This window comes from Sphingopyxis sp. (assembly GCF_016793825.1).
Taxonomy (GTDB): Bacteria; Pseudomonadota; Alphaproteobacteria; order Sphingomonadales; family Sphingomonadaceae; genus Sphingopyxis.
In genome coordinates, this window is sequence record NZ_JAEULM010000035.1 from 1 (window position 1) to 21,246 (window position 21,246).

Sequence of the window (21,246 nt, forward strand, 5' to 3'; positions counted from 1 at the left end):
GATCCGGGCAATGCTGGGTCATGCCTCGCAGAATGTAACCCAAGACTATGTCCACATCGACGAGGCGCTAAAGCTTGCCGTGCAGCGAACGTCCGACGAGATTGCGCGATTGCTTGCCCTCGGCACTGAAGCAAAAATGGAAATGGCGCGACAGTGAGTGCTCAAACGCGGCTGGCCGGCTGCGCCAGTCAGCTTTCGGGCGCGGATGGAGAAATAGCCGATGGCCCAAAAGGCTCGCCGAACAGGGTGCTTGCGATTGCGGTTGCCGCGATCGCCCCGGCGAATTGCGCAACAACAAACATTGGAACGTCATGCGGCGCGATACCCGCAAATGTGTTCGACAGGCCGCGCACCACGGTGATCGCCGGATTTGCAAAGCTCGTCAATGACGTGAACCAGTAAGCAGCGGTGATATAGAGCCCGACCGACGCCGCCACGGCCTGTGGCTTGTATCTCGCGGTACCGAGGATCGTCAGTACGAGGCCGAAGGTCGCAACGAACTCGGCGGTCCACTGCCCCAATCCGGTTCTCGCCTTTGTCGAAAACTGTAAGATCGGAAGGTCGAACATCAGATGCCCGGCCCACGCGCCGAAAATGCCGAAGGCAAGCTGAGCAACGACATATGCACCGGCGTCGAGCTAATGCGTGCAAGTCCTCACGGTCGGACGCAGCGACCTCATGAAGCTGTGGTGCGCCGGGGAGGAATGACGAGGACGCGAAATCCATATTGGATTCGATTGCTTGATTGAGCGTTTCCCGAAATGCGACACCGGTTGTGCGCTTCTGGAGCGAGATAAATGCGTTCACCTCGGCTTCGACTTTTTCAATCGACAGTTTCAGGCTTTGGAGATCGCGGAACAGGGTGGATGCAGGCGAAAGCGTGTCTGCACTCGGGGCGGGCGTTTCGGTTATTTTGGTCATGTCATCCAGTTGGCGGCGGGCCTGGACAATGACCAGAAGCTGAGATCGTCCGACATGGTCCGAGATTCTACTTTCTGTCGCGAAGCGTCTCAAAGGTGCTGGCCCGCGGTGCGCGCAGCTTCTCGCGCCGGAAGGGACGTATGCGGCCTATCTGTCTGTACGTGCGCACATCCGAGCGCATGCTGTGCGACTGCAGCGTGCAAGTCACAACAAATTGGCGCCCGCCCGGTCGATTCCGGACGGGCGCCAGTTTTTGAAGAATTCGCCCTCGGTCGAGGAGGAGCTCTTCTGGGTCGCACCGCGGAGATAGATGGTCGAAAGCGTCAGGGATTGTACAGAAACGCCAAAACATGTTCACGTCTCAGGTGCGTGCCAGCATGGCGCTGGTACCGATTTTCCAAAGACACGGAATTTTTCTCGGGACCCCGCTCGCATCGGGTTCGTCGAGGCCGCATTCATTCCCGGACAGCGCGACACGATCCCGCGCCGTTCTTCACAAGGCAGCGCGGAGGCCGCCGGGCACGGTAACGATGCATTCCCATGTCACCTTCACTGACGAGGCCAGCGACCGGGAGTATCGCTACCAGCTCGTGTTCCCGAAGGACGCGGATGTTGCAGAGAACAGGATTTCGGTCCTCACACTTGTCGGCGCCGGATTGATCGGGCTCAAGCCGGGCCAGACGATCCTGTGGCCAGACCGGGACGGGCGCGAGCGCCGGTTGAAGGTCATGTCGGTCGAGCGCGGAAGCCCGGTCACCTAGTCTGCGGGCCGGTACCGGCAAAGAGGGGTCACGCTCGCGTGTCCAGAAGTGGTCCGTCAGTTTCAGGGCAGAGGCGCCATCGGCGGACATTGGCTTTGGGCGCCTGCCTGCAGAATATTTCGGGAAGCGACCAGGTCTAAACCGGGAGTTTACGCCTCAAGGCCTATCGTCCGGGCACCATGATGCACGACCCATCGGATATGTGGAATAATGACAACGCCTTCTACGATGATGGCGAATGGATCACCTGGACCGAAATCAACTCGCACCTTGAGCGGCTCGATTTCGAAGCGCGCTTTCCGGACATCGAAGCCGACCTGGTCCCGATATTCCAGAACCTGCTTTCGACTGCCACGGAATATCACGGTCTGACCGGGCGTCACCTGCAGGTCTATGGCGACCTGGGCGAGCTATAAGGGCGCCAGTCGCATCTGCCGCACTTATTAGAAGACGCGCGGCAATAGCTATTGCTGCTCGGGGCTGGGAGCACGGCTTGGCGGCGCGCTCTGGCAGATTGATTGGCCGATTGCCGTCGGTCTGATTCTGGCACAGTGTTCGCTAAAACGGATAGGCAAAGAGGCGGAGACACTTGAAGCGGCTTCCTGCTCGTCAATACGGGATCGGCCTTCCATCCCAGCCGTAAAACCCGCCGCTATCCCTCGACGACAGCTGGTCAAATACGGCCATAATGTGCATCGCACTTTTGTCCGCACTAAAGAGCGATGATTCAGCTACTCGCGCCTGAAACGGCTCCGAAAGCGGCGTGTCGACTGTTCCGGGGTGCAGCGCCGCGACGATCGCTTCGGGATTGCTGCGGCCGAGCTCGATCGCGAAACAGCGCACCAAGGCATTGAGCGCCGCCTTGGAAGCGCGGTAGCTGTGCCATCCGCCAAGTCGGTTATCCGCGATCGAACCAACGCGAGCAGAAAGAAATATCGCGACCGCTCGTTGTCGCCGGGCAAGCAAGGGAAGAAAATGCTTTGCGACGAGCGCGGGCCCGACGCTGTTGATCGCGAACACCTCGGCCATAACTGAGGCGTCGAGCTGCCGAAGGCTCTTTTCGGGACGGATATCGGTCCCGCGATGCAGCAGCCCTGTCGCGACAATGAGCAGGTCGAGAGCACCCTCATTCGCGATTTGACGACCCGCTTCGGCCAGCGTGTTGTCATCCAGTATATCCGTCGTCAGCCGTTTCACACTGGGATCGTTCGACGCCTCGGGCCGCCTGCTTCCTGCATAGATGCGGTCAAATCGACCCGATACGACAAGTTGATCGACAAGCGCGGCGCCGATGCCGCCACCGCTTCCAATCACCAATGCGCGCTTACCGCTCAAATGCTGCCCTTCCCGGCTATGAAATTGCTTCGGCTATCGGATGCTTAATCGGCGGCGGCGCGATCTCCCATATGCCTCAAAGGGAAGGTAGATCGGTGCCTAGAAGCCGGCCTCGACCGCGAGCCGGATCGCATCGGCCGTCGTTTCGACGCCGAGCGCGCGCAGCAGCGCAGCGCGATGCATCTTGATCGTGCGCTCCGACAGCGACAGCGTGAACGCGATCTGCTTGTTGAGCTGGCCGCTCGCCATCAGCTTCAGCACCTCGCGCTGCCGCGGCGAGAGCGCCTCGATCTGCGCCCGCGCCCGCGCGCTCCGTCCTCCCACCGCCTCGCCCGCCTCGTCGATCTCGATTTGCGAGCCGAGAAAATACTCAAGAGTTCCGTCGGGGCCGAAAATCGGCGCTACCAGCACGGCATTGCGAAAGGGCGTTCCGTCTTTCCGGTAGTTGAGGATCTCCACGAGAGCCGGCCTCTGCTCCCGGATGGCGATCCTTAAAGTTTCGGTCAGTTCGGCTTCGGTAGCGGGGCCGGCGAGGAAGCGGCAATTGCGCCCGACGATTTCCTCCGGCCCATAGCCGGTGAGCGCCGAAAAAGCCGCATTGCACTCGACGATCGGGTTATCGGGCAGGCGCGGATCGCTGATCACCGCGGCGATCGGGCTAGCCGCGATCATTGTCTTCAATGACATAATATCCGCCCGCTCACCCCTGGATGCCCCAAGGGACATGTTGCGACACTTCCCCTGGCTCATGCAAGCCTGCGCCGATGACAAATGCGACGAACCGGAAAAAATTACGCATGACGCCCCGCATGTCGACGGCACGAACATGCTCACCGGCGGCGGCTGGCCATCGTGCGTGCCATCGCGGCGACCGCGAGGCCAAGGCCTGATGCGGGTCGCTATCATCGGAGCCGGTATTGCGGGGCTCGCCTGTGCGCGGCGGCTGCGCGATGCCGGGCTGGAGGCAACGCTTTTCGACAAATCCCGCGGCATCGGCGGCCGCCTCGCGACCCGCCGCGCGGAGCCGGGCGATCCCGGGGTCGCATTCGATCATGGCGCAACGCATTTCACGGCGCGCTCCGAAGGTTTTACGAGGCTGGTCGCCGCGTGGGAGAAAGCGGGTCTCGCGGCGCGCTGGCCGGTCGCGGGCGCGGACAGCTGGGTCGGCAGGCCGACCATGACCGCGCCGCTCAAAGCCCTCGCGGACGATCTCGATGTCCGCCTGTCACGACCGGTCACGGCCCTGACCAGATCCCGCGCCGGCTGGACGCTCCACAGCGAAGCCAGGCGGCTCGGCAAATTCGATACGGCGGTGATCGCCATTCCGGCCGAGCAGGCCGCCCCGCTTCTGTCGCTCCATGATTTCGAGATGGCGCGCGAGGCCATGGCGGTGCGCTATAATCCTTGCTGGACCGCGATGTTCGCCTTCGAGGAACGGATCGAGGAGCTCCCCGATTTCCTTCGCGGCGCGGGCTCACTCGTGACCGCGGCACGCGACAGCGCCAAGCCCGGACGCGCGCCGGGCGAACGGTGGGTGGTGCAAGCCGACTGGACCTGGTCGGAAGCGCACCTGACCAGCGAAAGCGCGAGCGTCGCACGTCTGCTGCTTGCCGAACTCGAAAAGGTCGCCGGCCGCAACTTGCCCGCCCCAAGCCATATCGCGGCCCATCGCTGGCTATTCTCTCAGCCATCGGGACAGGATCTGAAGCTGCTCTGGAACCCTGCCATCGGCCTCGGCGCCTGCGGCGACTGGCTCTACCATGGCTTTGCCGAATATGCCTGGCTGTCGGGCCATGTTCTCGGCGCCGCGATCGCAGCGGAGGCGCCGCGATGACGCGCGCAATCGTGATCGGAGCGGGCATCGGCGGCCTTGCGCTCGCCATCCGCCTCCAGTCGGCGGGCCTCGATACGCTGCTCGTCGAAGCGCGCGACCGACCGGGCGGCCGTGCCTATGTCTTCGAGAAGGATGGTTTCACCTTCGACGCCGGGCCGACGGTCATCACCGACCCGGCCTGTCTTGCCGAGCTCTGGGCGCTGAGCGGTCAGCGGCTCGAGCGCGATGTCGACCTCGTCCCGGTCTCGCCCTTTTACCGGCTGAGCTGGCCCGACGGATCGATCTTCGACTATGGCAATGACAAGGAGGCGCTCGCCCGCCAGATCGCCGCGCTCTATCCCGCCGATGTCGCGGGATATGAGCGGTTTCTCGGCTTTTCCGCGTCGGTTTACGAGGAAGGCTATGTGAAGCTCGGCGCGGTCCCCTTTCTCGACTTCCGCTCGATGCTGAAGGCGGCGCCGGCGCTTGTGCGGCACCGGGCCTGGCGCTCGGTCTATCAAACCGTCGCAGGCTATGTGCGGAGCGAAAAGCTGCGCGAGGCGCTGTCCTTTCACACCCTGCTCGTCGGCGGAAACCCGATGGCGACGAGCAGCATCTATGCGCTCATCCACAAGCTCGAGCAGGATGGCGGCGTCTGGTATGCGCGCGGCGGCACCAACCGGCTCGTCGCCGGCATGGCCACGCTGTTCGCGCGTCTCGGCGGTACGCTGAGGCTCGGCGATCCCGTTGCCCGCATCGAAACCGAAGGGGACCGGGTAACCGGCATCATGACGCGGAGCGGCTTCACAGCGCGCGCCGATCTCGTCGCCTCGAACGCCGACCTCATGCACAGCTACCGCGACCTGCTTGCGCATCCGCGAGGCAAGCGCGAGGCCGGACGCCTCGCGCGCAAGAACTGGTCGCCGAGCCTCTTCGTCCTCCATCTGGGTGTGCGCGGCACCTTCCCCGAGATCCCCCACCATATGATCCTCTTCGGTCCGCGCTATCGCGGGCTTCTCGACGATATCTACCGGAATGGCAGGCTCGCCGAAGATTTTTCGCTCTACCTTCATCATCCGAGCGCAAGCGATCCGGGCGTTGCGCCGGCGGGCCACAGCAGCTTCTATGCGCTTGCGCCGGTTCCCCATCGCGGCCACGCCCCGCTCGACTGGGAGGTCGAAGGGCCGAAATTGGCGAAGCGCATCATCGCCGAGATCGAACGGCGCTTGATTCCTGACCTTGGCGAGCGGATCGTCACGCAAATCCAATATGCGCCGCCGAACTTCGAGCGGGATCTCGCCGCGCATCTCGGGAGCGCCTTCAGCCTGACGCCAACACTGCTGCAGAGCGCCTATTTTCGTGGGCACAACCGCGACGCGCGCATCGAGAACCTCTATTTTACCGGCGCGGGCACGCATCCCGGCGCTGGTATTCCGGGGGTCGTCGCAAGCGCGAAGGCGACGACGAGCCTCATTCTCGGCGACTTCGGCATCAGAACTGCGGCAGCCCGCGATCCGTGCGCTCGCGACCGGATAGTCTCCGGGCCCAATGAAGCGGCAGGAGATGCCTCGTCCAGCTGATCGCACGGACGTTCCGATTCTGCCGGCGGCCAGCGCCTTGCGACCCACGCCTGGCCGCGGCGGGGGGCGGTGATTGCTCAACGCCGGGCGGTGCGACGCCACGTCGCACCGCCCAATCCCCGCATATACACGCCCGCCAATGCGGTTCTGCATGGCTTGAACTTCCCGAAAGGTCATCTTTTGCGGAGGTCGGAGCCTGCCAGATGAGGAACCCCGCGCTCGCCCGCACCATAGCCCACCAAAAAGGTAAACGCCGCCATGCCGCCCGCCATCTTGTGGCTCCGTCAGGACCTCCGCACCACCGACCATCCGGCGCTTCTCGCGGCGATCGCCGAAGGTCCGGTCATTCCGCTCTACATATTGGACGACGAGAGCCCCGAAACGCGCGCGATCGGCGGCGCGCAGCGCTGGTGGCTCCATCACAGCCTCGCCGCGCTCGATGCGAGCCTTCGCAAACGCGGCAGCCGGCTCGTCCTGCGCCGCGGCCCTGCCGCCGAAATAGTCGAACGCGTCGCGGCGGATGCCGGGAGCACAAGGGTTCACGCGACCCGGTGCTACGAGCCCTGGTGGCGGCGCTACGAAAACGCGCTGGACGCCAGGCTCGAACTGCGACTCCACGACGGCAATTATCTTGCGCCGCCCGAGAGCATCACCAATGCGCAAGGCGCGCGCTACCGCGTCTTCACGCCATGGTATCGCGCGCTGCTGGAGCGCATGCCGCCCGCCCTTCCCCATGCGGCGCCCGACCATATTCCGCCGCCTCGGGCCTGGCCGGCGTCGGACAATCTCGCCGATTGGGGCCTGACCCCGATAAGCCCCGACTGGGCCTCGGGATTTGGCGACTGGCGCCCGGGCGAGAAGGGCGCATGGCGGGCGCTGCGCGACTGGCTGCCGCTTGCCGGCGCCTATAAGGCCCGCCGCGACTATCCCTCGCTCCCCGCGACATCGCGGCTGTCGCCGCATCTTCATTTCGGCGAAATCAGCCCCCGGTCGATCTGGCATGCGCTCGGCGAGCGCGACGATGCTGGCGCCGAGACCTTTCGATCGGAGCTCGGCTGGCGCGAACATGGCATCAATCTCGTCGACCAGATGCCCGATTATGGCGATCGGAACGGGCGCCCCAGCTTCGATGATTTCGGCTGGCGGAGCGGCCCCGAAGCCGACCGGGACTTCACCGCCTGGACCCGGGGACGGACCGGCTACCCAATCGTCGACGCGGGTATGCGTCAGCTCTGGAATATGGGATGGATGCACAACCGGGTCCGGATGGTCACCGCCTCCTTCCTCGTCAAACATCTGCTGATCGACTGGCGCCGGGGAGAGCGCTGGTTCTGGGATACGCTGCTCGACGCCGATCTCGCCTCGAACGCGATGAACTGGCAATATGTCGCGGGCACCGGCGTCGACGCGCCAGTCTTCTCGCGCATCATGTCGCCGCTACTCCAGAGCGAACGGTTCGCGATGGGCGACTATGTCCGCGCTTATGTTCCCGAACTTGCGCATCTGTCGGACACCGAGATCGTCGCGGCCCATGGTCAGGATGCGCGGGTACCAAAGTATCCGCCACCGCTTGTCGGTCACGAGGCGGCGCGGGCGCGGGCGCTGGCTGCCTGGGAAGCACTGCGCGGCTAGCGAAGGAAGGTCATGCGGCTAGTCGAAGCCGGCGCTTGCCACGCCTTGGCTGTTGTAAACCGGGCCTTCGCACGACACCGCGAATTTGCGGCTCGACGACGCGCGCACGCCAAATGCGCCGATATGCCCCAGCATTCCCCTGTACTGCGGCCCGGCCAGATGCGCGGCGAGCGCAGCTTCGCCGTGCCATTCCTCGAACACGTGGATGCGCGTCGCCACATGCGGATCGGCGGTCCAGTCGTAAGCGAGACAGCCTGGCTGTACGAGCGCGCCTTCGATCCAGCCGCGTGCGCCCGCCAGCGCCTCTCCGCGCGCCTCGGGATCGATATCGATGACCGCCTAGATCAGGATCTTCATGCCTGCACCTCGCTTGCTGAAAGCTGCGGCAACGGCCGGAACCGCCGCTCTGCAAACAGCCACCTGCCATCGACCGGGCGGCAGACGTCGTCATAGATGCCGAGGGTCCGGTGAAGCGCGCCGTCTCGCAGGAAGATTTCCTCGGTGTAGGACCGCATGGCCGCCTTTTCTTCACGGACCTCGATCAAACCCGGCCAAGCGCGAAAGACGATGTCGGGAAAGGCGCGCATCGCCGCGCGCCAGGTGTCGACGATTGTCGCCTTGCCCTCGAAAATCCCGAAACCGGGAAGCGACCATAGGCTGCCTTCGTCCCAGGTCGCGGCCCAGGCTTCGCTGTCTGCCCGGTTGACCGCGTCGGCATAGGTGTCGAGCAGGTCGCGTAGCGCCAGCCGGTCTTCGAACGATCCCTCGAATGGCATGCAAGCCCCCTTCTCGCCCGGCTGCGTCGATGGTTCAGCCTGCCGCCGGTTTGCCTCCAGCGGTTCGGAAGGAAAACTGCCGATATCGCTAGCGGCGAAGGCCGCCTCTGCCGGACCGGAGAACCCGCCCCAAAGGACAGGTCGCCCCGGCAGGGCGGGGCGCCTAAATTCACGCCTGTCCTATCCCCCCGGGACGAACATTCGAAAAGGAATGACCAATGGCTATTTCCCGTATCTCGCTTTCGCTTGCTACAGCAGCGCTCGCGCTTGCCGGCGGCATCGCGGCCGCCAAGAACCCGATGGTCGGCGGCGCCGCGATGTATGAGACCAAGACCATCGTCGAAAATGCCGCCAATTCCAAAGATCACACGACACTGGTCGCGGCGGTCAAGGCCGCCGGCCTCGCCGAGACGCTCTCGGGCGCCGGCCCGTTCACGGTCTTTGCACCGACCAACGCCGCCTTCGCCAAGCTCCCCGCCGGCACCGTCGATACGCTGCTCAAGCCCGAGAACAAGGCGATGCTGACGGGCATATTGACCTACCATGTCGTGCCGGGCCGCCTGACCGCGACCGACATTGCGGCGCAGGCCAGGGCCAATGGCGGCAAGGCGTTGCTCACGACGGTGCAGGGCGCCAAGCTCACCGTCTGGGAGAAGGATGGCAGCTGGTATGTGAGCGACGCCAAGGGCGGCACGGCGAAGATTGGCCCCGCCGACGTTCTCCAGTCGAACGGCGTGATCCACGTCATCGACGGCGTGCTGCTTCCCGCCTGATACATCACCGGGGCCGCGCGACGTCTGTTGGCGCAGCGCGGCCCCGCTTATCGAAAGCCCTCAAAGCCAGCCCGAAAGCTCGCTCCTAACCAGGGCGGTGAGCATGTCCATCCCGACATCGCTGTCGTTGAGACAGGGTATATAAGCGAAGTGGCGGCCGCCGGCGGCAAGGAACTGCTCGCGGCCGCGGATAGCGATTTCCTCAAGGGTCTCGAGGCAATCGGCAGCGAACCCCGGCGCGATCACAGCCACCGACCGGCCTTCGCGGCCGAGCGCCTCGAGCATCATGTCGGTTGCCGGTGTCAGCCATTTGGCCTTGCCGAAGCGCGACTGAAAGCTCGGCACGACAGTCTTCCCCAGAACCTCGCCCAACCGGCGCGCGGTCTTGAGGCACATGCAATGATAGGGATCGCCGAGATGCAAGGTGCGCTCGGGCATGCCGTGGAAGCTTGCAACGATCGTGTCGGGCACGAAGTCGAGGCCACCGATCGCACGTCCGAGCGACGACGCCAGCGCCTCGAGATGGCGATCGTCATCATGATAGGGTGGAAGGATGCGCAGCGCCGGCTGCCAGCGCAGGCGCGCCATATGCGCCTGGACCGCATCGCTCACGCTCGCAGTCGTCGCGGCGCAATATTGCGGATATAAGGGTGCCACAAGAATGCGGCGGCATCCCGCCGCAAGAAGCGCGTCGATGCCGTCCGCGATCGGGCTGCTGCCATAGCGCATCGCATGCGCAACCACCGCATCACCTCCAAGCGATGCCTGAAGCGCTTTTGCCTGGCGGCGGGTGATCGCCGCGAGCGGCGAGCCCTCCGATGTCCAGATTTCGCGATAGGCCTTGGCGGACTTTCGCGGCCGAACCGCAAGAACGATCCCGCGCAGGATCGGCTGCCAGATCAGCGAGGGCAGTTCGACCACGCGCCGGTCGGAGAGAAATTCCGCGAGATAGCGCCGTACCGCGCGGCTCGTCGGCGCGTCGGGCGTACCAAGATTTACCAGAAGCACGCCGATCCGGTCGGCCGCAACGGCGGGGTGCGCCGCCGGAAGAGGGGCGAGCTCCGCCTCTCCGTAACGGTTCCCGATTTCAGGCGTTGCCAGAGGCCCTTCGACAGTCATTGCAATCTCCGCGGTCAGGATGCCTCGCGGCAACCATGCCGCGCGGCGTCGATCGCATGTCTTCGACTTGCCCTTCGCCGCCAAGCTGCACCAAGGGGCAGACTGGATACCGTTTCCCGCCTCCCGGCAGCCCCCCGGGGATGCGGAAACTTCGCTTGCTGCCGCGACCCATCGCCGACATTCCGAGCGGCGCCCACACTCTTGAAACGGTAAAACGGCTTTCCTAACTTTTCCCCGGACGCGGGATTTTCCGTGTCCTCAGGACATAGAGAGCGCCGGCTCTGAGTCCCGGCGCATCTCATGCCCGAATTGCTTCAATCAGGAGGATTTGGAAATGAGAACCGATTTTGACTTCACCCCCTACCGCCGCTCGACAGTGGGCTTCGATCATCTTTTCGACCTGCTCGAAAAAGGGCAGCGCGGCGATACGTCCGATGGCTTTCCCGCCTTCGACATCGTGCGCGACGCCGACGACCGCTTCCACGTTACCTTGGCCGTCCCCGGGTTCAAGGCCGACGAGATCGAGATCGTCGCGCAGCAGAACCAGCTTAGCGTCAGCGGCAAGCCCGCCGAGGAGGATGCGACACGCGCCTATCTCCACCGCGGCATTGCGCGCCGCGCGTTCGAGCGTCGCTTTCAGCTCGCCGACTATATCGAGGTCGGGCGCGCGAGCTTCGCCGACGGGCTGCTCACGATCGAACTGAGCCGCGTCGTGCCCGAGGCAATGAAGCCGCGCAAGATCGAGATCGGCAGCAGCGTCGGCAGGCCGCAGCGGATCGCAGCGCCGAAGGATAAGGCGCTCGAGAGCGCCTGAATGCGACAAGGGAGGCACGCCAACGGCGTGTCTCCCTCTTTTACCGAAGCGTGATCGCGGTAGACCTGCTCTGGCGCCCGAGCCCCCGGACCTGCTAGGCTAATCGAGCGAGCGAATGATATCCACCGCGCGCCACTCGGCGGGCCCGATCAGCTGATCATGCGCGATGCGCACCGAATGGAGCGCGGCTTCGATCTGGCGCCGCCACATGGCCAGAAAATCGAACAGCACCGGGAAGTCCGGCGGCAGATCATAGTCCTGCCAGACGTAGAGCTGGAGGAGCGAGGGATGATCGGGCCTGTAATAATGGATCTCGGCGGTTGTCAGCCCATAGCCGTCCAGCTGCGCGAGCAGCGCGCGATCGGTCATGGCGCGCGCGCCGCGCCGCCATCGAGCGAGCGGAGCGCGGCGAGCACATCGTCGACCGGCACGGCGCGCTTCGCCCCCGGGGGTTTGCGAAGCGCCGGCTTGTTGCGGACCGCCGAACGATCCGATGCCCAGGATGCGAGGAGGGCGCGCTTGACCTCGGGCTCGAGGCTCGGGTGGCGCGCCACGTCGAAGGGGTGAAGAAAACGGGAAAATGGCTCGGACATGATCGTGCCTCCTTCCTTGTCGCCAATCCTTTCTCGTCGTGCGGCAGGCTGCCGCAGCCACAGATTTTGGAAAGGAAGCGAGTCGAGTCAAGAGGTGTCAGGCCCTTGATAAGGGGCATTTGTTTCTCGGCCGATCAAGCGCCGAAAAAATTTTCGCCGGACCTCTTGAAGCGAAAAAAATCGCTTCCTAGCTCATCGGCGCCGCGCGTCCCGGACAGGCGCGCCGGCTTATCATATCGTTATGCAACATGGAGGTTATGCATGCATTTCCGTCCCTTGCACGACCGTGTGGTCGTCCGCCGCATCGAAGCCGAGGAGAAGACCTCGGGCGGCATCATCATCCCCGACACCGCCAAGGAAAAGCCGCAGGAAGGCGAAGTCGTCGCCGTCGGTCCGGGCGCCCGCGCCGAGGACGGCACGGTCACCGCGCTCGACGTCAAGGCCGGCGACCGGATCCTGTTCGGCAAATGGTCGGGCACCGAGGTGCGCATCGACGGCGAGGAACTGCTCATCATGAAGGAGAGCGACATCCTCGGCGTCATCGAGCAGGCCGAGGCGCTCAAGCAGGCGGCGTAACGCCCATTCATCACCCACTGAAAGGACAGCAAGAAGGAGGTAAAAATGGCTGCCAAGGAAGTGAAATTTGCGTCGGACGCGCGTGATCGCATGCTGCGCGGCGTGGATACGCTTGCGAATGCAGTGAAGGTCACGCTGGGCCCGAAGGGCCGCAACGTCGTGATCGACAAAAGCTTTGGCGCACCGCGCATCACCAAGGACGGCGTCACCGTCGCCAAGGAAATCGAGCTTGCCGACAAGTTCGAGAATATGGGCGCACAGATGTTGCGCGAGGTCGCCTCGAAGCAGAACGACAAGGCCGGCGACGGCACGACGACCGCGACCGTGCTCGCGCAGGCAATCGTCCGTGAGGGCTCGAAGGCGGTCGCCGCGGGCATGAACCCGATGGACGTGAAGCGCGGCATCGATCTCGCGGTCACCACCGTCGTCGAGGATCTCAAGGCGCACGCCAAGTCGGTCGAGGCGAACAGCGAGATCGCACAGGTCGCAACCATCTCGGCGAACGGCGACGAAGAGGTCGGCAAGATCCTTGCGGAAGCCATGGAGAAGGTCGGCAACGAGGGCGTTATCACCGTCGAGGAAGCCAAGAGCCTTGCGACCGAGCTCGAGACGGTCGAGGGCATGCAGTTCGACCGCGGCTATCTCAGCCCCTATTTCATCACCAACGCCGAGAAGCTGAAGGTCGAACTCGACGATCCCTATATCCTCATCCACGAGAAGAAGCTCTCGAACCTGCAGGCGATGCTGCCGCTGCTCGAAAGCGTCGTCCAGTCGGGCCGGCCGCTGCTCATCATTGCCGAGGATGTCGAGGGCGACGCGCTCGCGACGCTGGTCGTCAATCGCCTGCGCGGCGGGCTCAAGGTCGCGGCGGTCAAGGCACCGGGCTTCGGCGACCGCCGCAAGGCGATGCTCGAGGATATCGCGGTGCTCACCGGCGGCAATGTCGTCAGCGAGGAGCTTGGCATCAAGCTCGAGAGCGTCACGATCAACATGCTCGGGAGCGCGAAGAAGGTCGTCATCGACAAGGATAATACGACGATCGTCGACGGGGTCGGCTCGAAGTCTGATATCGATAGCCGGGTCGCGCAGATCCGCCAGCAGATCGAAACGACCACAAGCGATTACGACCGCGAGAAGCTGCAGGAGCGGCTTGCCAAGCTCGCGGGGGGCGTCGCGGTGATCCGCGTCGGCGGCGCGACCGAGGTCGAGGTCAAGGAGAAAAAGGACCGCGTCGACGACGCGCTGCACGCGACGCGCGCGGCCGTGGAAGAAGGTATCCTTCCCGGCGGCGGCATTGCGCTGCTCCGCTCGCTGAAGGCGCTCGAGGGCCTGAAGGCCGCGAACGACGACCAGCAGTCGGGCATCGACATCGTCCGCCGCGCGCTCCGCGCTCCGGCGCGCCAGATCGCCGACAATGCCGGCGAAGACGGCGCGTGGATCGTCGGCAAGCTGCTCGAGAGCGAGGAGTATAGCTGGGGCTTCAACGCAGCCACCGGCGAATATCAGGACCTCGTCAAGGCCGGCGTGATCGACCCCGCAAAGGTCGTGCGCACCGCGCTGCAGGACGCGGCCTCGGTCGCCTCGCTGCTGATCACCACCGAGGCGCTCGTCGCCGAGCTGCCAAAGGACGAGAAGGCCGCGCCGATACCGGCGATGGACTTCTGACAGGCCGGGGGCGGCGGGCAACCGCCGCCCCCGCATTTCGATACCCCTTTTCACCCAACCACCGCGCATTTCACCACGCCTCGTCAAGGGGACGAAGGGCATTTCCGCGTTCCGGGGCTCACCCCAGGTCCGTGCACGAAACGCGCTTCCAACCGCCGATCTGCCCCAAGGGACATGTTGCGACGCCATGCTGCGCTCGGGCATGCGCCGATCCGGCGGTCCACCTCCCTCTCCTCCCCTCCCGGACCGCCAACCCTTCGCCGTCAGGAGGCCAGGACCATGCTTCACGTGCCCCCTTCCAGTCCCACAGTTGACGGCGCGATACCCCCCGAGGTTCTCGCGTCGGTGGAGACGCTGCTGCGCTGGGTCGGCGAGGACCCTCGGCGCGAAGGCCTGCTCGACACACCGAAGCGCGTCGCGCGGGCCTGGAAGGATAATTGTCAGGGTTATTCTGAGGATCCGGCGGTGCATCTCTCGCGCACCTTCGAAGAGGTAGGCGGCTATGACGAGATCGTCTTGCTGCGCGACATCCCGTTCCAGTCGCATTGCGAGCATCATATGGCGCCGATCACCGGAATGGCGTCGATCGCCTACCTCCCCCGCGACCGCGTCGTCGGCATCTCCAAGCTCGCGCGCGTGCTGAGCGGCTATGCACGCCGGCTGCAGGTTCAGGAGCGCCTGACCGCCGAGGTCGCGCGCTGCATCTGGGACAATCTCCGCCCGCACGGCGTCGCCGTGGTGATCGACGCCCAGCATGGCTGCATGACCGGGCGCGGCGTGCGCACGCCCGGCGTCGGCATGGTTACGAGCCGGCTCCTCGGCTGCTTCCTCGAAGACCAGCGGAGCCGCAAGGAAGTGCTCGCACTGATGGGCTATTAATGGGCCGGTCGAGGATCCGGAACGGTCTTGCGGGCTTTACCTGCCCGTGTGAGGCGCGCGCCGGAATCCTGTGCGCCGCCGTGTTGCGCCGGACGCCTGTCGGGATTGCAGCGACATGACGCGGGCTCCGCAACCATTCGAAGATCCTGGTCATCTTCCGAACAGCTTGCGCAGGCAGCCGGACGACGGGGGCCATTTCGGGAAATTTGGTGGCCGGTTCGTCCCCGAAACGCTCATGCCGCTCATCCTGGATCTGGAGCGCGAATATCGAGCCGCAAAACGCGACCCAGCCTTTCAGGCCGAGTTCGACGACCTGCTTGAACATTATGTCGGCCGCCCCAGCCCGCTCTATTTCGCGCCGCGCCTGACGTCTGCGCTCGGCGGCGCGCAGATCTGGTTCAAGCGCGACGAACTCAATCACACCGGCGCCCACAAGATCAACAATTGCGTCGGCCAGATCCTGCTGGCGATCCGGATGGGCAAGACCCGCATTATCGCGGAAACGGGCGCCGGCCAGCACGGCGTGGCGACTGCAACCGTCTGCGCGCGCTTTGGCCTTACCTGCGTCGTCTATATGGGCGCCGCGGACATCGCGCGCCAGGCGCCCAATGTCTTCCGCATGAAGCTGCTGGGCGCGGAGGTCGTGCCCGTCACGGCCGGCGCCGCGACCCTCAAGGACGCGATGAACGAGGCGCTGCGCGACTGGGTAGCGCATGTCGAGGACACCTTCTACATCATCGGCACCGCGGCCGGCCCTCATCCCTACCCGGAACTTGTGCGTGATTTTCAGAGCGTAATCGGCAGGGAAGCGCGGGCGCAGATGCTGGCCCGTACCGGCCGCCTGCCCGATCTCCTGGTCGCCGCGATCGGCGGGGGATCGAACGCGATCGGTCTCTTCCACCCGTTCCTCGACGACCCGATGGTAAAGATGCTCGGCGTTGAGGCGGCCGGGCATGGCCTCGACGAGGCGCACGCCGCGTCACTGGCCGGCGGGCGTCCCGGCATTCTTCACGGCAACAAGACCTATCTGCTACAGGATGACGACGGGCAGATCGTCGAAGGCCATTCGATCAGCGCAGGTCTTGATTATCCCGGCATCGGCCCCGAGCACGCATGGCTCAAGGACATCGGGCGGGTTGACTATACCTCCGCGACCGACGCCGAAGCGCTCGAGGCATTTCAGCTTCTTTGCAGAACAGAGGGTATCATCCCGGCGCTTGAGCCCAGTCACGCTATCGCCGCCGTTGCCAGAATCGCGCCCACGATACCGAAAGACAGCATCATCATCGTCAATATGTGCGGACGCGGGGACAAGGACATATTCTCCGTGGCCGAACATCTCGGCGTGGAACTTTTGAGCGCTACGAAAGGTAGGGGCACGGGACGTGTGATCGAAGACACTGGCGCTGCAGATTTCGGATCTATGAGGGACGGATGACGGTAAGGGTGTTTCTTGTAGAAGACGATCCGCTGGTGGCGATGATGCTCGAGGGGTATCTCGACGTCCTTGGAAACGAGATCGTGGCAACCGCAGCGACCGTTGCGGAGGCGCTGGATCTCGTCGCAAAGCGAGATTTCGACCTCGCCATATTGGATGTTCACCTTGCCGATGGCAAAACGAGCGAGGCGGTCGCTGCCGCGTTGAGCGATGCCGGGAAGGCTTTCATAGCGACGAGCGGAGATGCGACGATCATGGCGGCCGAGTTTGATGGCCGGCCAGTTCTTCGCAAACCTTTCAGAATTGCCGAGCTCGAACGGGCAATCGACGCAATAATAGTATAACCCCCCGCGCGCCTTATTCGGCCGCAACCTTGTGCCGGGCCATGTGCGGCATGAAATCCATCTTGCCGATGGCGAGCCCAGCTGTCAAACGGCGTTCAAAAGGGACCCCCGATCGGCGTCGAAGATGGACCCCCTTTTTGGATATGATGTTGGTTTGTTGAAGATGGCCTTGCGCTGCGCGCGGCGGAGGGCGGGCGTAGCCCGCCCGGAGGCGCGCGCAGCGCAAGATAGATTTTTGAAGGCGCCGAAGGTGGCGGTCAGCTGCGGTTTTTGAAGCGCCAGCTGTCGTTGCCCGTCTCGATGATATCGCAGTGGTGGGTGACGCGGTCGAGCAGCGCCGTGGTCATCTTGGGATCACCGAAGACGGTAGGCCACTCGCCGAAGGCGAGGTTGGTGGTGATGATGACGCTGGTGCGCTCATAAAGCTTGCTGATGAGGTGGAACAGCAACTGCCCTCCGGAGCGGGCGAACGGCAGATAACCGAGCTCGTCGAGCACGATCAGGTCGAGCCGCGACAGCTGCGCCGCCAGGGTCCCGCCCTTGCCGATCCGGGTCTCCTCTTCGAGGCGTGTCACCACCGTCGGCCACGCTCGAGCATCGCTACATCGGCGCAGGGCGGCGACGGCACCTGACGAGGAGCGGCTGGTCACGAAGAGACAGTCGGGGAGCAGCTGCGCGACAATGTCGGGCTGGCATCTCGGCTGCCATCTTTCCGGATCTGGACATTCCCTGTCCACCGGAGCCTACTCATGTCGCCCACCCGCCTGTTGCTCGGCCAGATATTCATCGTCTTTGCGATCGTCATCCTGGGCGTCTGGCTGGCAACACAGTGGTGCGCGTCGGCGCTCGGATACCAGCCGCAGCTCGGGCCGGCGTGGCTCATTCTGTTCGATACACCGATCTATGAGCCGTGGGCACTGTTCGGCTGGTGGTATCATTTCGAAGCCTATGCGCCCGAAATTTTCGACACGGCGGGCACGATTGCGGCCGCAAGCGGTTTTCTCGGCTGCGCATCCGCGATCGCGGGTTCGCTGTGGCGAGCACGCCAGTCGAGCCAGGTCACAACCTACGGTTCGGCGCGTTGGGCTACGGCCAAGGAAATCTCGCGTGCGGGTCTGCGCCGTGACGCAGGTGTCTTTCTCGGTCGCTATGGCTGCAGATACCTCCGGCATGAAGGCCCGGAGCATATCATGGCGTTCGCGCCGACCCGTTCGGGGAAGGGCGTGGGGCTCGTCGTCCCGACCCTGCTGAGCTGGACCGGCAGCACCGTCGTACACGACATCAAGGGCGAAAACTGGCAGCTGACCGCCGGCTGGCGCGGACGGTTCAGCCATGCGCTTCTCTTCAATCCGACCGACGCTGGATCGGCCAAATACAACCCTCTCCTGGAAGTGCGGCGCGGCGAGCATGAAGTGCGCGATGCGCAAAATATCGCCGATATCCTGGTCGATCCAGAAGGGGCGCTCGAGCGGCGAAACCACTGGGAGAAAACCAGCCACAGCCTGCTCGTCGGTGCCATTCTTCACATTCTCTACGCGGAGGAAGAGAAGACGTTGGCGCGCGTCGCCAGCTTCCTTTCCGATCCGCAGCGGCCGTTCGCCGCCACGCTCCGGCGGATGATGGCAACAAATCATCTGGGGACCACGGACGAACCCAAAGTGCATCCCGTTGTCGCTTCGGCCGCGCGCGAGGTGCTCAACAAGAGCGAGAATGAACGCTCCGGCGTCCTCTCGACGGCGATGTCGTTCCTCGGCCTTTACCGCGATCCGACGGTCGCGGCGGTGACCTCGCGCTGCGACTGGCGCATCGCCGATCTCGTCGAGGCCGAGCACCCGATATCGCTCTATCTGGTTGTGCCGCCATCGGACATCAGCCGGACCAAACCGCTCATCCGGCTGATCCTCAACCAGATCGGGCGCAGGCTTACCGAGAAGCTCGACGATCATCGCTCGTCGGTTCGCCGCCATCAGCTCCTGATGATGCTCGACGAGTTTCCCGCGCTCGGCCGGCTCGACTTTTTCGAGACGAGTCTGGCTTTCATGGCGGGCTATGGCGTGCGCGCCTTCCTGATCGCGCAGAGCCTCAATCAGATCGAAAAAGCTTATGGCGAGCATAATTCGATCCTCGACAACTGCCATGTCCGTGTCGCATTCGCGACCAACGACGAGCGCACGGCGCGCCGTATCTCCGACGCGCTCGGTGTTGCGACCGAGCAGAGGGCGATGCGCAACTATGCCGGCCACCGGCTCGCACCCTGGCTCGCACATGTCATGGTCAGCCGCCAGGAGACCGCGCGCCCGCTGCTGACACAGGGCGAGGTCATGCAACTCGACCCGAAAGACGAGCTTGTCCTCATCTCGGGCATGGCGCCGATCCGCGCGCAGAAGCTGCGCCACTATGAAGATCCCGCGTTCAAGGGACGTGTGTTGCCGCCCCCGGCGACAGGCGGCGTATATCCCGACCGGCCGAAAGCTCGGCCCAATGACTGGGGAAGCTTGGCGCGCCGGCCCGATACGCGCCTTGAGGCGGAAGCGGAAACCCTGGTCGACGGAGACGAGGGTGGCCTCCAGCAACAACGCGCGCCCGATATAGCCGACGAGCCGCCCGCGCCCGTTCTGCCACCGAAGCAGCTCGACCTGCTCGGTCTCGAGCTCGATGACGCCGATCCGGCCTCCGACAAGCGCGCGCTCGACCAGTCACGCGGTTCGCAGGCGGCGCTGCAGCGCGCGCATGCGCTCAATCAGGGGCAGGGTGACGACACTCTGCCGAGCTTCTGACCATGAGCCGGCGCAAGGAAAACAAGGTGCGCTACCAGCTCTTCCTTCCCGAGGAGCTCAGTCGCCGCTTCGAGGCGCTCGCGGCCGAGCCGGGCGCCGCGAAATCGACGATTCTCGTCGATGCGCTCACCGCATGGCTGAACCGGCAGGCCGCCTCCGAGCTCGAGGCGAAGTTCAGCGCGCGGCTCGACCGCCTGTCGTTGGCGCTCGGGCGCGTGGAGCGCGATGGACATATCCAGCTCGAGAGCCTCGGCCTGTTCATCCGGTACCAGCTCACAGTGCAGGCGCCGCTCGCCGAGGGCGACGATGCGGCGCGCGCCATAGGGCGCGACCGGTTCAATGCCTTCGTGGCCCGCGTCGGCGAGGCGATGGCCAGCGGCAAGCGAAGCCTGGCCGCCCCGCCCCCGTCTGCGGGAGGCGATCGATGAGCGAGAGCATATCTGCTGCCCGCAGCCGCGCCATGCTTCGCACCGCTATGGGCCCGACGATCGCGGAGGCCTTGGCCGATCCCGAAGTCATAGAGATCATGGTCAATCCCGATGGCAGGCTGTGGCTCGACCGGCTGGGGCGCGGCCGCCTCGACAGCGGCATCTGCTTCGAGGCCGACAAGATCGAGCGCATCATCCGGCTTGTCGCGAGCCACGCCAGGACTGAGGCGCATGCCGCCGCGCCGATCGTATCGTCGGAACTGCCGCCGCACGGGCAAAGCGCAGGCGAGCGCTTCGAAGGCGTGCTGCCGCCCGTCTCGATGGGCCCGTGCTTCTCGATCCGCAAACCCGCTGCGAAAATCCACCATCTCCTCGATTATGTGCGGGACGGGATCATGACGGCCGAGATGGCGCGGCTGCTCGCGATGGCGGTCCACGACCGGCTCAACATCCTGGTTGTGGGCGGCACCTCATCGGGGAAAACCACGCTCGCCAACGCGCTTCTCGCCGAAATGGGCGGGCTCGATGAGCGGGTTATCCTGATCGAGGACACGCGCGAGCTGCAGTGCGCTGCGCGTGACACGGTGGCGCTACGCACGCGCATGGTCGGCGGCAGTGCGGTCGGCGCCGTCACCATGGCGGACCTCGTCCGCTCGACGCTGCGCCTTCGTCCCGACCGCATCATCGTCGGCGAAGTCCGCGGCCGCGAGGCGCTCGACATGCTGAAGGCATGGAACACCGGCCACCCGGGCGGCATCGCGACCATCCACGCGAACAGCGCGCTCGCGGCGCTCTACCGGGTCGAACAGCTCATCCAGGAGGCTGTCGTAACGGTCCCGCGGCGTCTGATCGCCGAGGCGATCGATCTCATCGTCTTCATCTCGGGCCGCGGGCTCGCGCGGCGGGTCGACACCGTCGCGCGCGTGGCCGGTCTCGATCCCGACGGCGGTTACGGCCTCATCGATCTCGCTCCCCCATTTCAAGCAGAAGGAGAATGACATGCGTGCACTGACTGTCGCAAC

22 protein-coding genes and 3 pseudogenes are annotated in these 21,246 nt (G+C 64.6%); 16 read left to right on the forward strand and 9 right to left on the reverse strand.

Going from position 1 to position 21,246, the window contains the following annotated elements; all coding sequences use genetic code 11:
- A pseudogene (locus tag JNM03_RS10890) lies at positions 1 to 157 on the forward strand (integrase); the annotation flags it as partial.
- A 31-nt stretch (positions 158 to 188) separates the two neighbouring features.
- On the opposite strand, the pseudogene JNM03_RS10895 reads toward JNM03_RS10890, so the two are convergent.
- A pseudogene (locus tag JNM03_RS10895) lies at positions 189 to 632 on the reverse strand (aquaporin family protein); the annotation flags it as partial.
- 666 nt (positions 633 to 1,298) lie between these two features.
- Here JNM03_RS10895 and JNM03_RS10900 point away from each other — a divergent pair.
- On the forward strand, positions 1,299 to 1,682 hold the full coding sequence (locus tag JNM03_RS10900) for a GreA/GreB family elongation factor (RefSeq protein WP_294036546.1): 384 nt from the start codon (positions 1,299 to 1,301) through the stop codon (positions 1,680 to 1,682).
- Between the two features lie 179 nt (positions 1,683 to 1,861).
- On the forward strand, positions 1,862 to 2,098 hold the full coding sequence (locus tag JNM03_RS10905) for a hypothetical protein (RefSeq protein ID WP_294036547.1): 237 nt from the start codon (positions 1,862 to 1,864) through the stop codon (positions 2,096 to 2,098).
- Positions 2,099 to 2,291: 193 nt separating this feature from the next.
- Here the strand turns inward: JNM03_RS10905 and JNM03_RS10910 are convergent, their stop codons facing one another.
- Both JNM03_RS10910 and JNM03_RS10915 read right to left on the reverse strand, forming a co-directional pair.
- Positions 2,292 to 3,017 carry an SDR family NAD(P)-dependent oxidoreductase gene (locus JNM03_RS10910; protein ID WP_294036548.1) on the reverse strand — a complete coding sequence of 242 codons (726 nt, stop codon included), beginning with the start codon at positions 3,015 to 3,017 and terminating at the stop codon, positions 2,292 to 2,294.
- A 99-nt stretch (positions 3,018 to 3,116) separates the two neighbouring features.
- Complete coding sequence (locus tag JNM03_RS10915; RefSeq protein WP_067108114.1) at positions 3,117 to 3,704, reverse strand: PAS domain-containing protein; 588 nt, start codon at positions 3,702 to 3,704, stop codon at positions 3,117 to 3,119.
- A gap of 202 nt (positions 3,705 to 3,906) precedes the next feature.
- Here JNM03_RS10915 and JNM03_RS10920 point away from each other — a divergent pair, with 202 nt between their 5' ends.
- The 3 genes from JNM03_RS10920 (at position 3,907) to JNM03_RS10930 (ending at position 8,042) form a co-directional block, all read left to right on the forward strand.
- On the forward strand, positions 3,907 to 4,851 hold the full coding sequence (locus JNM03_RS10920) for an NAD(P)/FAD-dependent oxidoreductase (RefSeq protein ID WP_294036549.1): 945 nt from the start codon (positions 3,907 to 3,909) through the stop codon (positions 4,849 to 4,851).
- Positions 4,848 to 6,410: a phytoene desaturase gene (locus tag JNM03_RS10925; protein ID WP_294036551.1), complete on the forward strand. Its 1,563-nt coding sequence runs from the start codon at positions 4,848 to 4,850 to the stop codon at positions 6,408 to 6,410. The genes JNM03_RS10920 and JNM03_RS10925 overlap by 4 nt, the downstream gene beginning before the upstream one ends.
- A gap of 258 nt (positions 6,411 to 6,668) precedes the next feature.
- Positions 6,669 to 8,042: a deoxyribodipyrimidine photo-lyase gene (locus JNM03_RS10930; protein WP_294036553.1), complete on the forward strand. Its 1,374-nt coding sequence runs from the start codon at positions 6,669 to 6,671 to the stop codon at positions 8,040 to 8,042.
- Between the two features lie 18 nt (positions 8,043 to 8,060).
- Here JNM03_RS10930 and JNM03_RS10935 read toward each other — a convergent pair whose 3' ends face one another.
- Both JNM03_RS10935 and JNM03_RS10940 read right to left on the reverse strand, forming a co-directional pair.
- Complete coding sequence (locus JNM03_RS10935) at positions 8,061 to 8,375, reverse strand: putative quinol monooxygenase (protein ID WP_367235797.1); 315 nt, start codon at positions 8,373 to 8,375, stop codon at positions 8,061 to 8,063.
- A gap of 20 nt (positions 8,376 to 8,395) precedes the next feature.
- Entirely contained in the window at positions 8,396 to 8,818 is a 423-nt protein-coding gene (locus JNM03_RS10940; RefSeq protein ID WP_294036555.1) for a nuclear transport factor 2 family protein, read from the reverse strand.
- Between the two features lie 218 nt (positions 8,819 to 9,036).
- Between JNM03_RS10940 and JNM03_RS10945 the strand changes: the two genes are divergently transcribed.
- Entirely contained in the window at positions 9,037 to 9,591 is a 555-nt protein-coding gene (locus JNM03_RS10945) for a fasciclin domain-containing protein (protein WP_294036557.1), read from the forward strand.
- Between the two features lie 60 nt (positions 9,592 to 9,651).
- Here JNM03_RS10945 and hemH read toward each other — a convergent pair whose 3' ends face one another.
- Positions 9,652 to 10,710 (reverse strand): ferrochelatase, encoded by a 1,059-nt coding sequence (gene hemH, locus JNM03_RS10950; RefSeq protein ID WP_294036559.1) that lies wholly within the window; start codon positions 10,708 to 10,710, stop codon positions 9,652 to 9,654.
- Positions 10,711 to 11,044: 334 nt separating this feature from the next.
- On the opposite strand from hemH, the gene JNM03_RS10955 reads away from it, so the two are divergent.
- Positions 11,045 to 11,524: an Hsp20 family protein gene (locus JNM03_RS10955; protein WP_294036560.1), complete on the forward strand. Its 480-nt coding sequence runs from the start codon at positions 11,045 to 11,047 to the stop codon at positions 11,522 to 11,524.
- A 99-nt stretch (positions 11,525 to 11,623) separates the two neighbouring features.
- Here the strand turns inward: JNM03_RS10955 and JNM03_RS10960 are convergent, their stop codons facing one another.
- Positions 11,624 to 11,893 (reverse strand): usg protein, encoded by a 270-nt coding sequence (locus tag JNM03_RS10960; protein ID WP_294036562.1) that lies wholly within the window; start codon positions 11,891 to 11,893, stop codon positions 11,624 to 11,626.
- Entirely contained in the window at positions 11,890 to 12,117 is a 228-nt protein-coding gene (locus JNM03_RS10965) for a hypothetical protein (protein WP_184101769.1), read from the reverse strand. Before JNM03_RS10965 ends, JNM03_RS10960 begins: the two co-directional genes overlap by 4 nt.
- 261 nt (positions 12,118 to 12,378) lie before the next feature.
- Here JNM03_RS10965 and groES point away from each other — a divergent pair, with 261 nt between their 5' ends.
- The 5 genes from groES to JNM03_RS10990 all read left to right on the forward strand — a co-directional run bounded on the left by groES (position 12,379) and on the right by JNM03_RS10990 (position 17,019).
- Complete coding sequence (gene groES, locus JNM03_RS10970; RefSeq protein ID WP_056350212.1) at positions 12,379 to 12,693, forward strand: co-chaperone GroES; 315 nt, start codon at positions 12,379 to 12,381, stop codon at positions 12,691 to 12,693.
- Between the two features lie 45 nt (positions 12,694 to 12,738).
- Complete coding sequence (groL, locus tag JNM03_RS10975; protein ID WP_294036566.1) at positions 12,739 to 14,358, forward strand: chaperonin GroEL; 1,620 nt, start codon at positions 12,739 to 12,741, stop codon at positions 14,356 to 14,358.
- Positions 14,359 to 14,637: 279 nt separating this feature from the next.
- A complete protein-coding gene (gene folE / locus JNM03_RS10980) occupies positions 14,638 to 15,237 on the forward strand; it encodes a GTP cyclohydrolase I FolE (protein ID WP_184101763.1) in 600 nt (199 codons plus the stop codon).
- Between the two features lie 115 nt (positions 15,238 to 15,352).
- Complete coding sequence (trpB, locus tag JNM03_RS10985) at positions 15,353 to 16,675, forward strand: tryptophan synthase subunit beta (protein ID WP_294036568.1); 1,323 nt, start codon at positions 15,353 to 15,355, stop codon at positions 16,673 to 16,675.
- An 8-nt stretch (positions 16,676 to 16,683) separates the two neighbouring features.
- On the forward strand, positions 16,684 to 17,019 hold the full coding sequence (locus tag JNM03_RS10990; protein WP_294036570.1) for a response regulator: 336 nt from the start codon (positions 16,684 to 16,686) through the stop codon (positions 17,017 to 17,019).
- A gap of 257 nt (positions 17,020 to 17,276) precedes the next feature.
- Here the strand turns inward: JNM03_RS10990 and JNM03_RS10995 are convergent.
- Positions 17,277 to 17,594, reverse strand: a pseudogene (locus JNM03_RS10995) (ATP-binding protein); the annotation flags it as partial.
- Positions 17,595 to 17,768: 174 nt separating this feature from the next.
- Here JNM03_RS10995 and JNM03_RS11000 point away from each other — a divergent pair.
- The 3 genes from JNM03_RS11000 to trbB are packed head-to-tail and all read left to right on the forward strand — an operon-like array spanning position 17,769 to position 21,222.
- A complete protein-coding gene (locus tag JNM03_RS11000) occupies positions 17,769 to 19,796 on the forward strand; it encodes a conjugal transfer protein TraG (protein WP_294036572.1) in 2,028 nt (675 codons plus the stop codon).
- Between the two features lie 2 nt (positions 19,797 to 19,798).
- Positions 19,799 to 20,224, forward strand: a complete 426-nt coding sequence (locus JNM03_RS11005; protein WP_294036574.1) for a CopG family transcriptional regulator — start codon at positions 19,799 to 19,801, stop codon at positions 20,222 to 20,224.
- Positions 20,221 to 21,222 carry a P-type conjugative transfer ATPase TrbB gene (gene trbB, locus JNM03_RS11010; protein WP_294036576.1) on the forward strand — a complete coding sequence of 334 codons (1,002 nt, stop codon included), beginning with the start codon at positions 20,221 to 20,223 and terminating at the stop codon, positions 21,220 to 21,222. Before JNM03_RS11005 ends, trbB begins: the two co-directional genes overlap by 4 nt.
- Positions 21,223 to 21,246: the final 24 nt, after the last annotated feature.

Coding starts and splice junctions, on each gene's coding strand:
- JNM03_RS10900 (WP_294036546.1), top strand. CDS start 1,299: ATGGCGCTGGTACCGATTTTCCAAAGACACGGAATTTTTCTCGGGACC.
- JNM03_RS10905 (WP_294036547.1), top strand. CDS start 1,862: ATGATGCACGACCCATCGGATATGTGGAATAATGACAACGCCTTCTAC.
- JNM03_RS10915 (WP_067108114.1), bottom strand. CDS start 3,704: ATGTCATTGAAGACAATGATCGCGGCTAGCCCGATCGCCGCGGTGATC.
- JNM03_RS10920 (WP_294036549.1), top strand. CDS start 3,907: ATGCGGGTCGCTATCATCGGAGCCGGTATTGCGGGGCTCGCCTGTGCG.
- JNM03_RS10925 (WP_294036551.1), top strand. CDS start 4,848: ATGACGCGCGCAATCGTGATCGGAGCGGGCATCGGCGGCCTTGCGCTC.
- JNM03_RS10930 (WP_294036553.1), top strand. CDS start 6,669: ATGCCGCCCGCCATCTTGTGGCTCCGTCAGGACCTCCGCACCACCGAC.
- JNM03_RS10940 (WP_294036555.1), bottom strand. CDS start 8,818: ATGCCATTCGAGGGATCGTTCGAAGACCGGCTGGCGCTACGCGACCTG.
- JNM03_RS10945 (WP_294036557.1), top strand. CDS start 9,037: ATGGCTATTTCCCGTATCTCGCTTTCGCTTGCTACAGCAGCGCTCGCG.
- hemH (WP_294036559.1), bottom strand. CDS start 10,710: ATGACTGTCGAAGGGCCTCTGGCAACGCCTGAAATCGGGAACCGTTAC.
- JNM03_RS10955 (WP_294036560.1), top strand. CDS start 11,045: ATGAGAACCGATTTTGACTTCACCCCCTACCGCCGCTCGACAGTGGGC.
- JNM03_RS10960 (WP_294036562.1), bottom strand. CDS start 11,893: ATGACCGATCGCGCGCTGCTCGCGCAGCTGGACGGCTATGGGCTGACA.
- JNM03_RS10965 (WP_184101769.1), bottom strand. CDS start 12,117: ATGTCCGAGCCATTTTCCCGTTTTCTTCACCCCTTCGACGTGGCGCGC.
- groES (WP_056350212.1), top strand. CDS start 12,379: ATGCATTTCCGTCCCTTGCACGACCGTGTGGTCGTCCGCCGCATCGAA.
- groL (WP_294036566.1), top strand. CDS start 12,739: ATGGCTGCCAAGGAAGTGAAATTTGCGTCGGACGCGCGTGATCGCATG.
- folE (WP_184101763.1), top strand. CDS start 14,638: ATGCTTCACGTGCCCCCTTCCAGTCCCACAGTTGACGGCGCGATACCC.
- trpB (WP_294036568.1), top strand. CDS start 15,353: ATGACGCGGGCTCCGCAACCATTCGAAGATCCTGGTCATCTTCCGAAC.
- JNM03_RS11000 (WP_294036572.1), top strand. CDS start 17,769: ATGTCGCCCACCCGCCTGTTGCTCGGCCAGATATTCATCGTCTTTGCG.
- JNM03_RS11005 (WP_294036574.1), top strand. CDS start 19,799: ATGAGCCGGCGCAAGGAAAACAAGGTGCGCTACCAGCTCTTCCTTCCC.
- trbB (WP_294036576.1), top strand. CDS start 20,221: ATGAGCGAGAGCATATCTGCTGCCCGCAGCCGCGCCATGCTTCGCACC.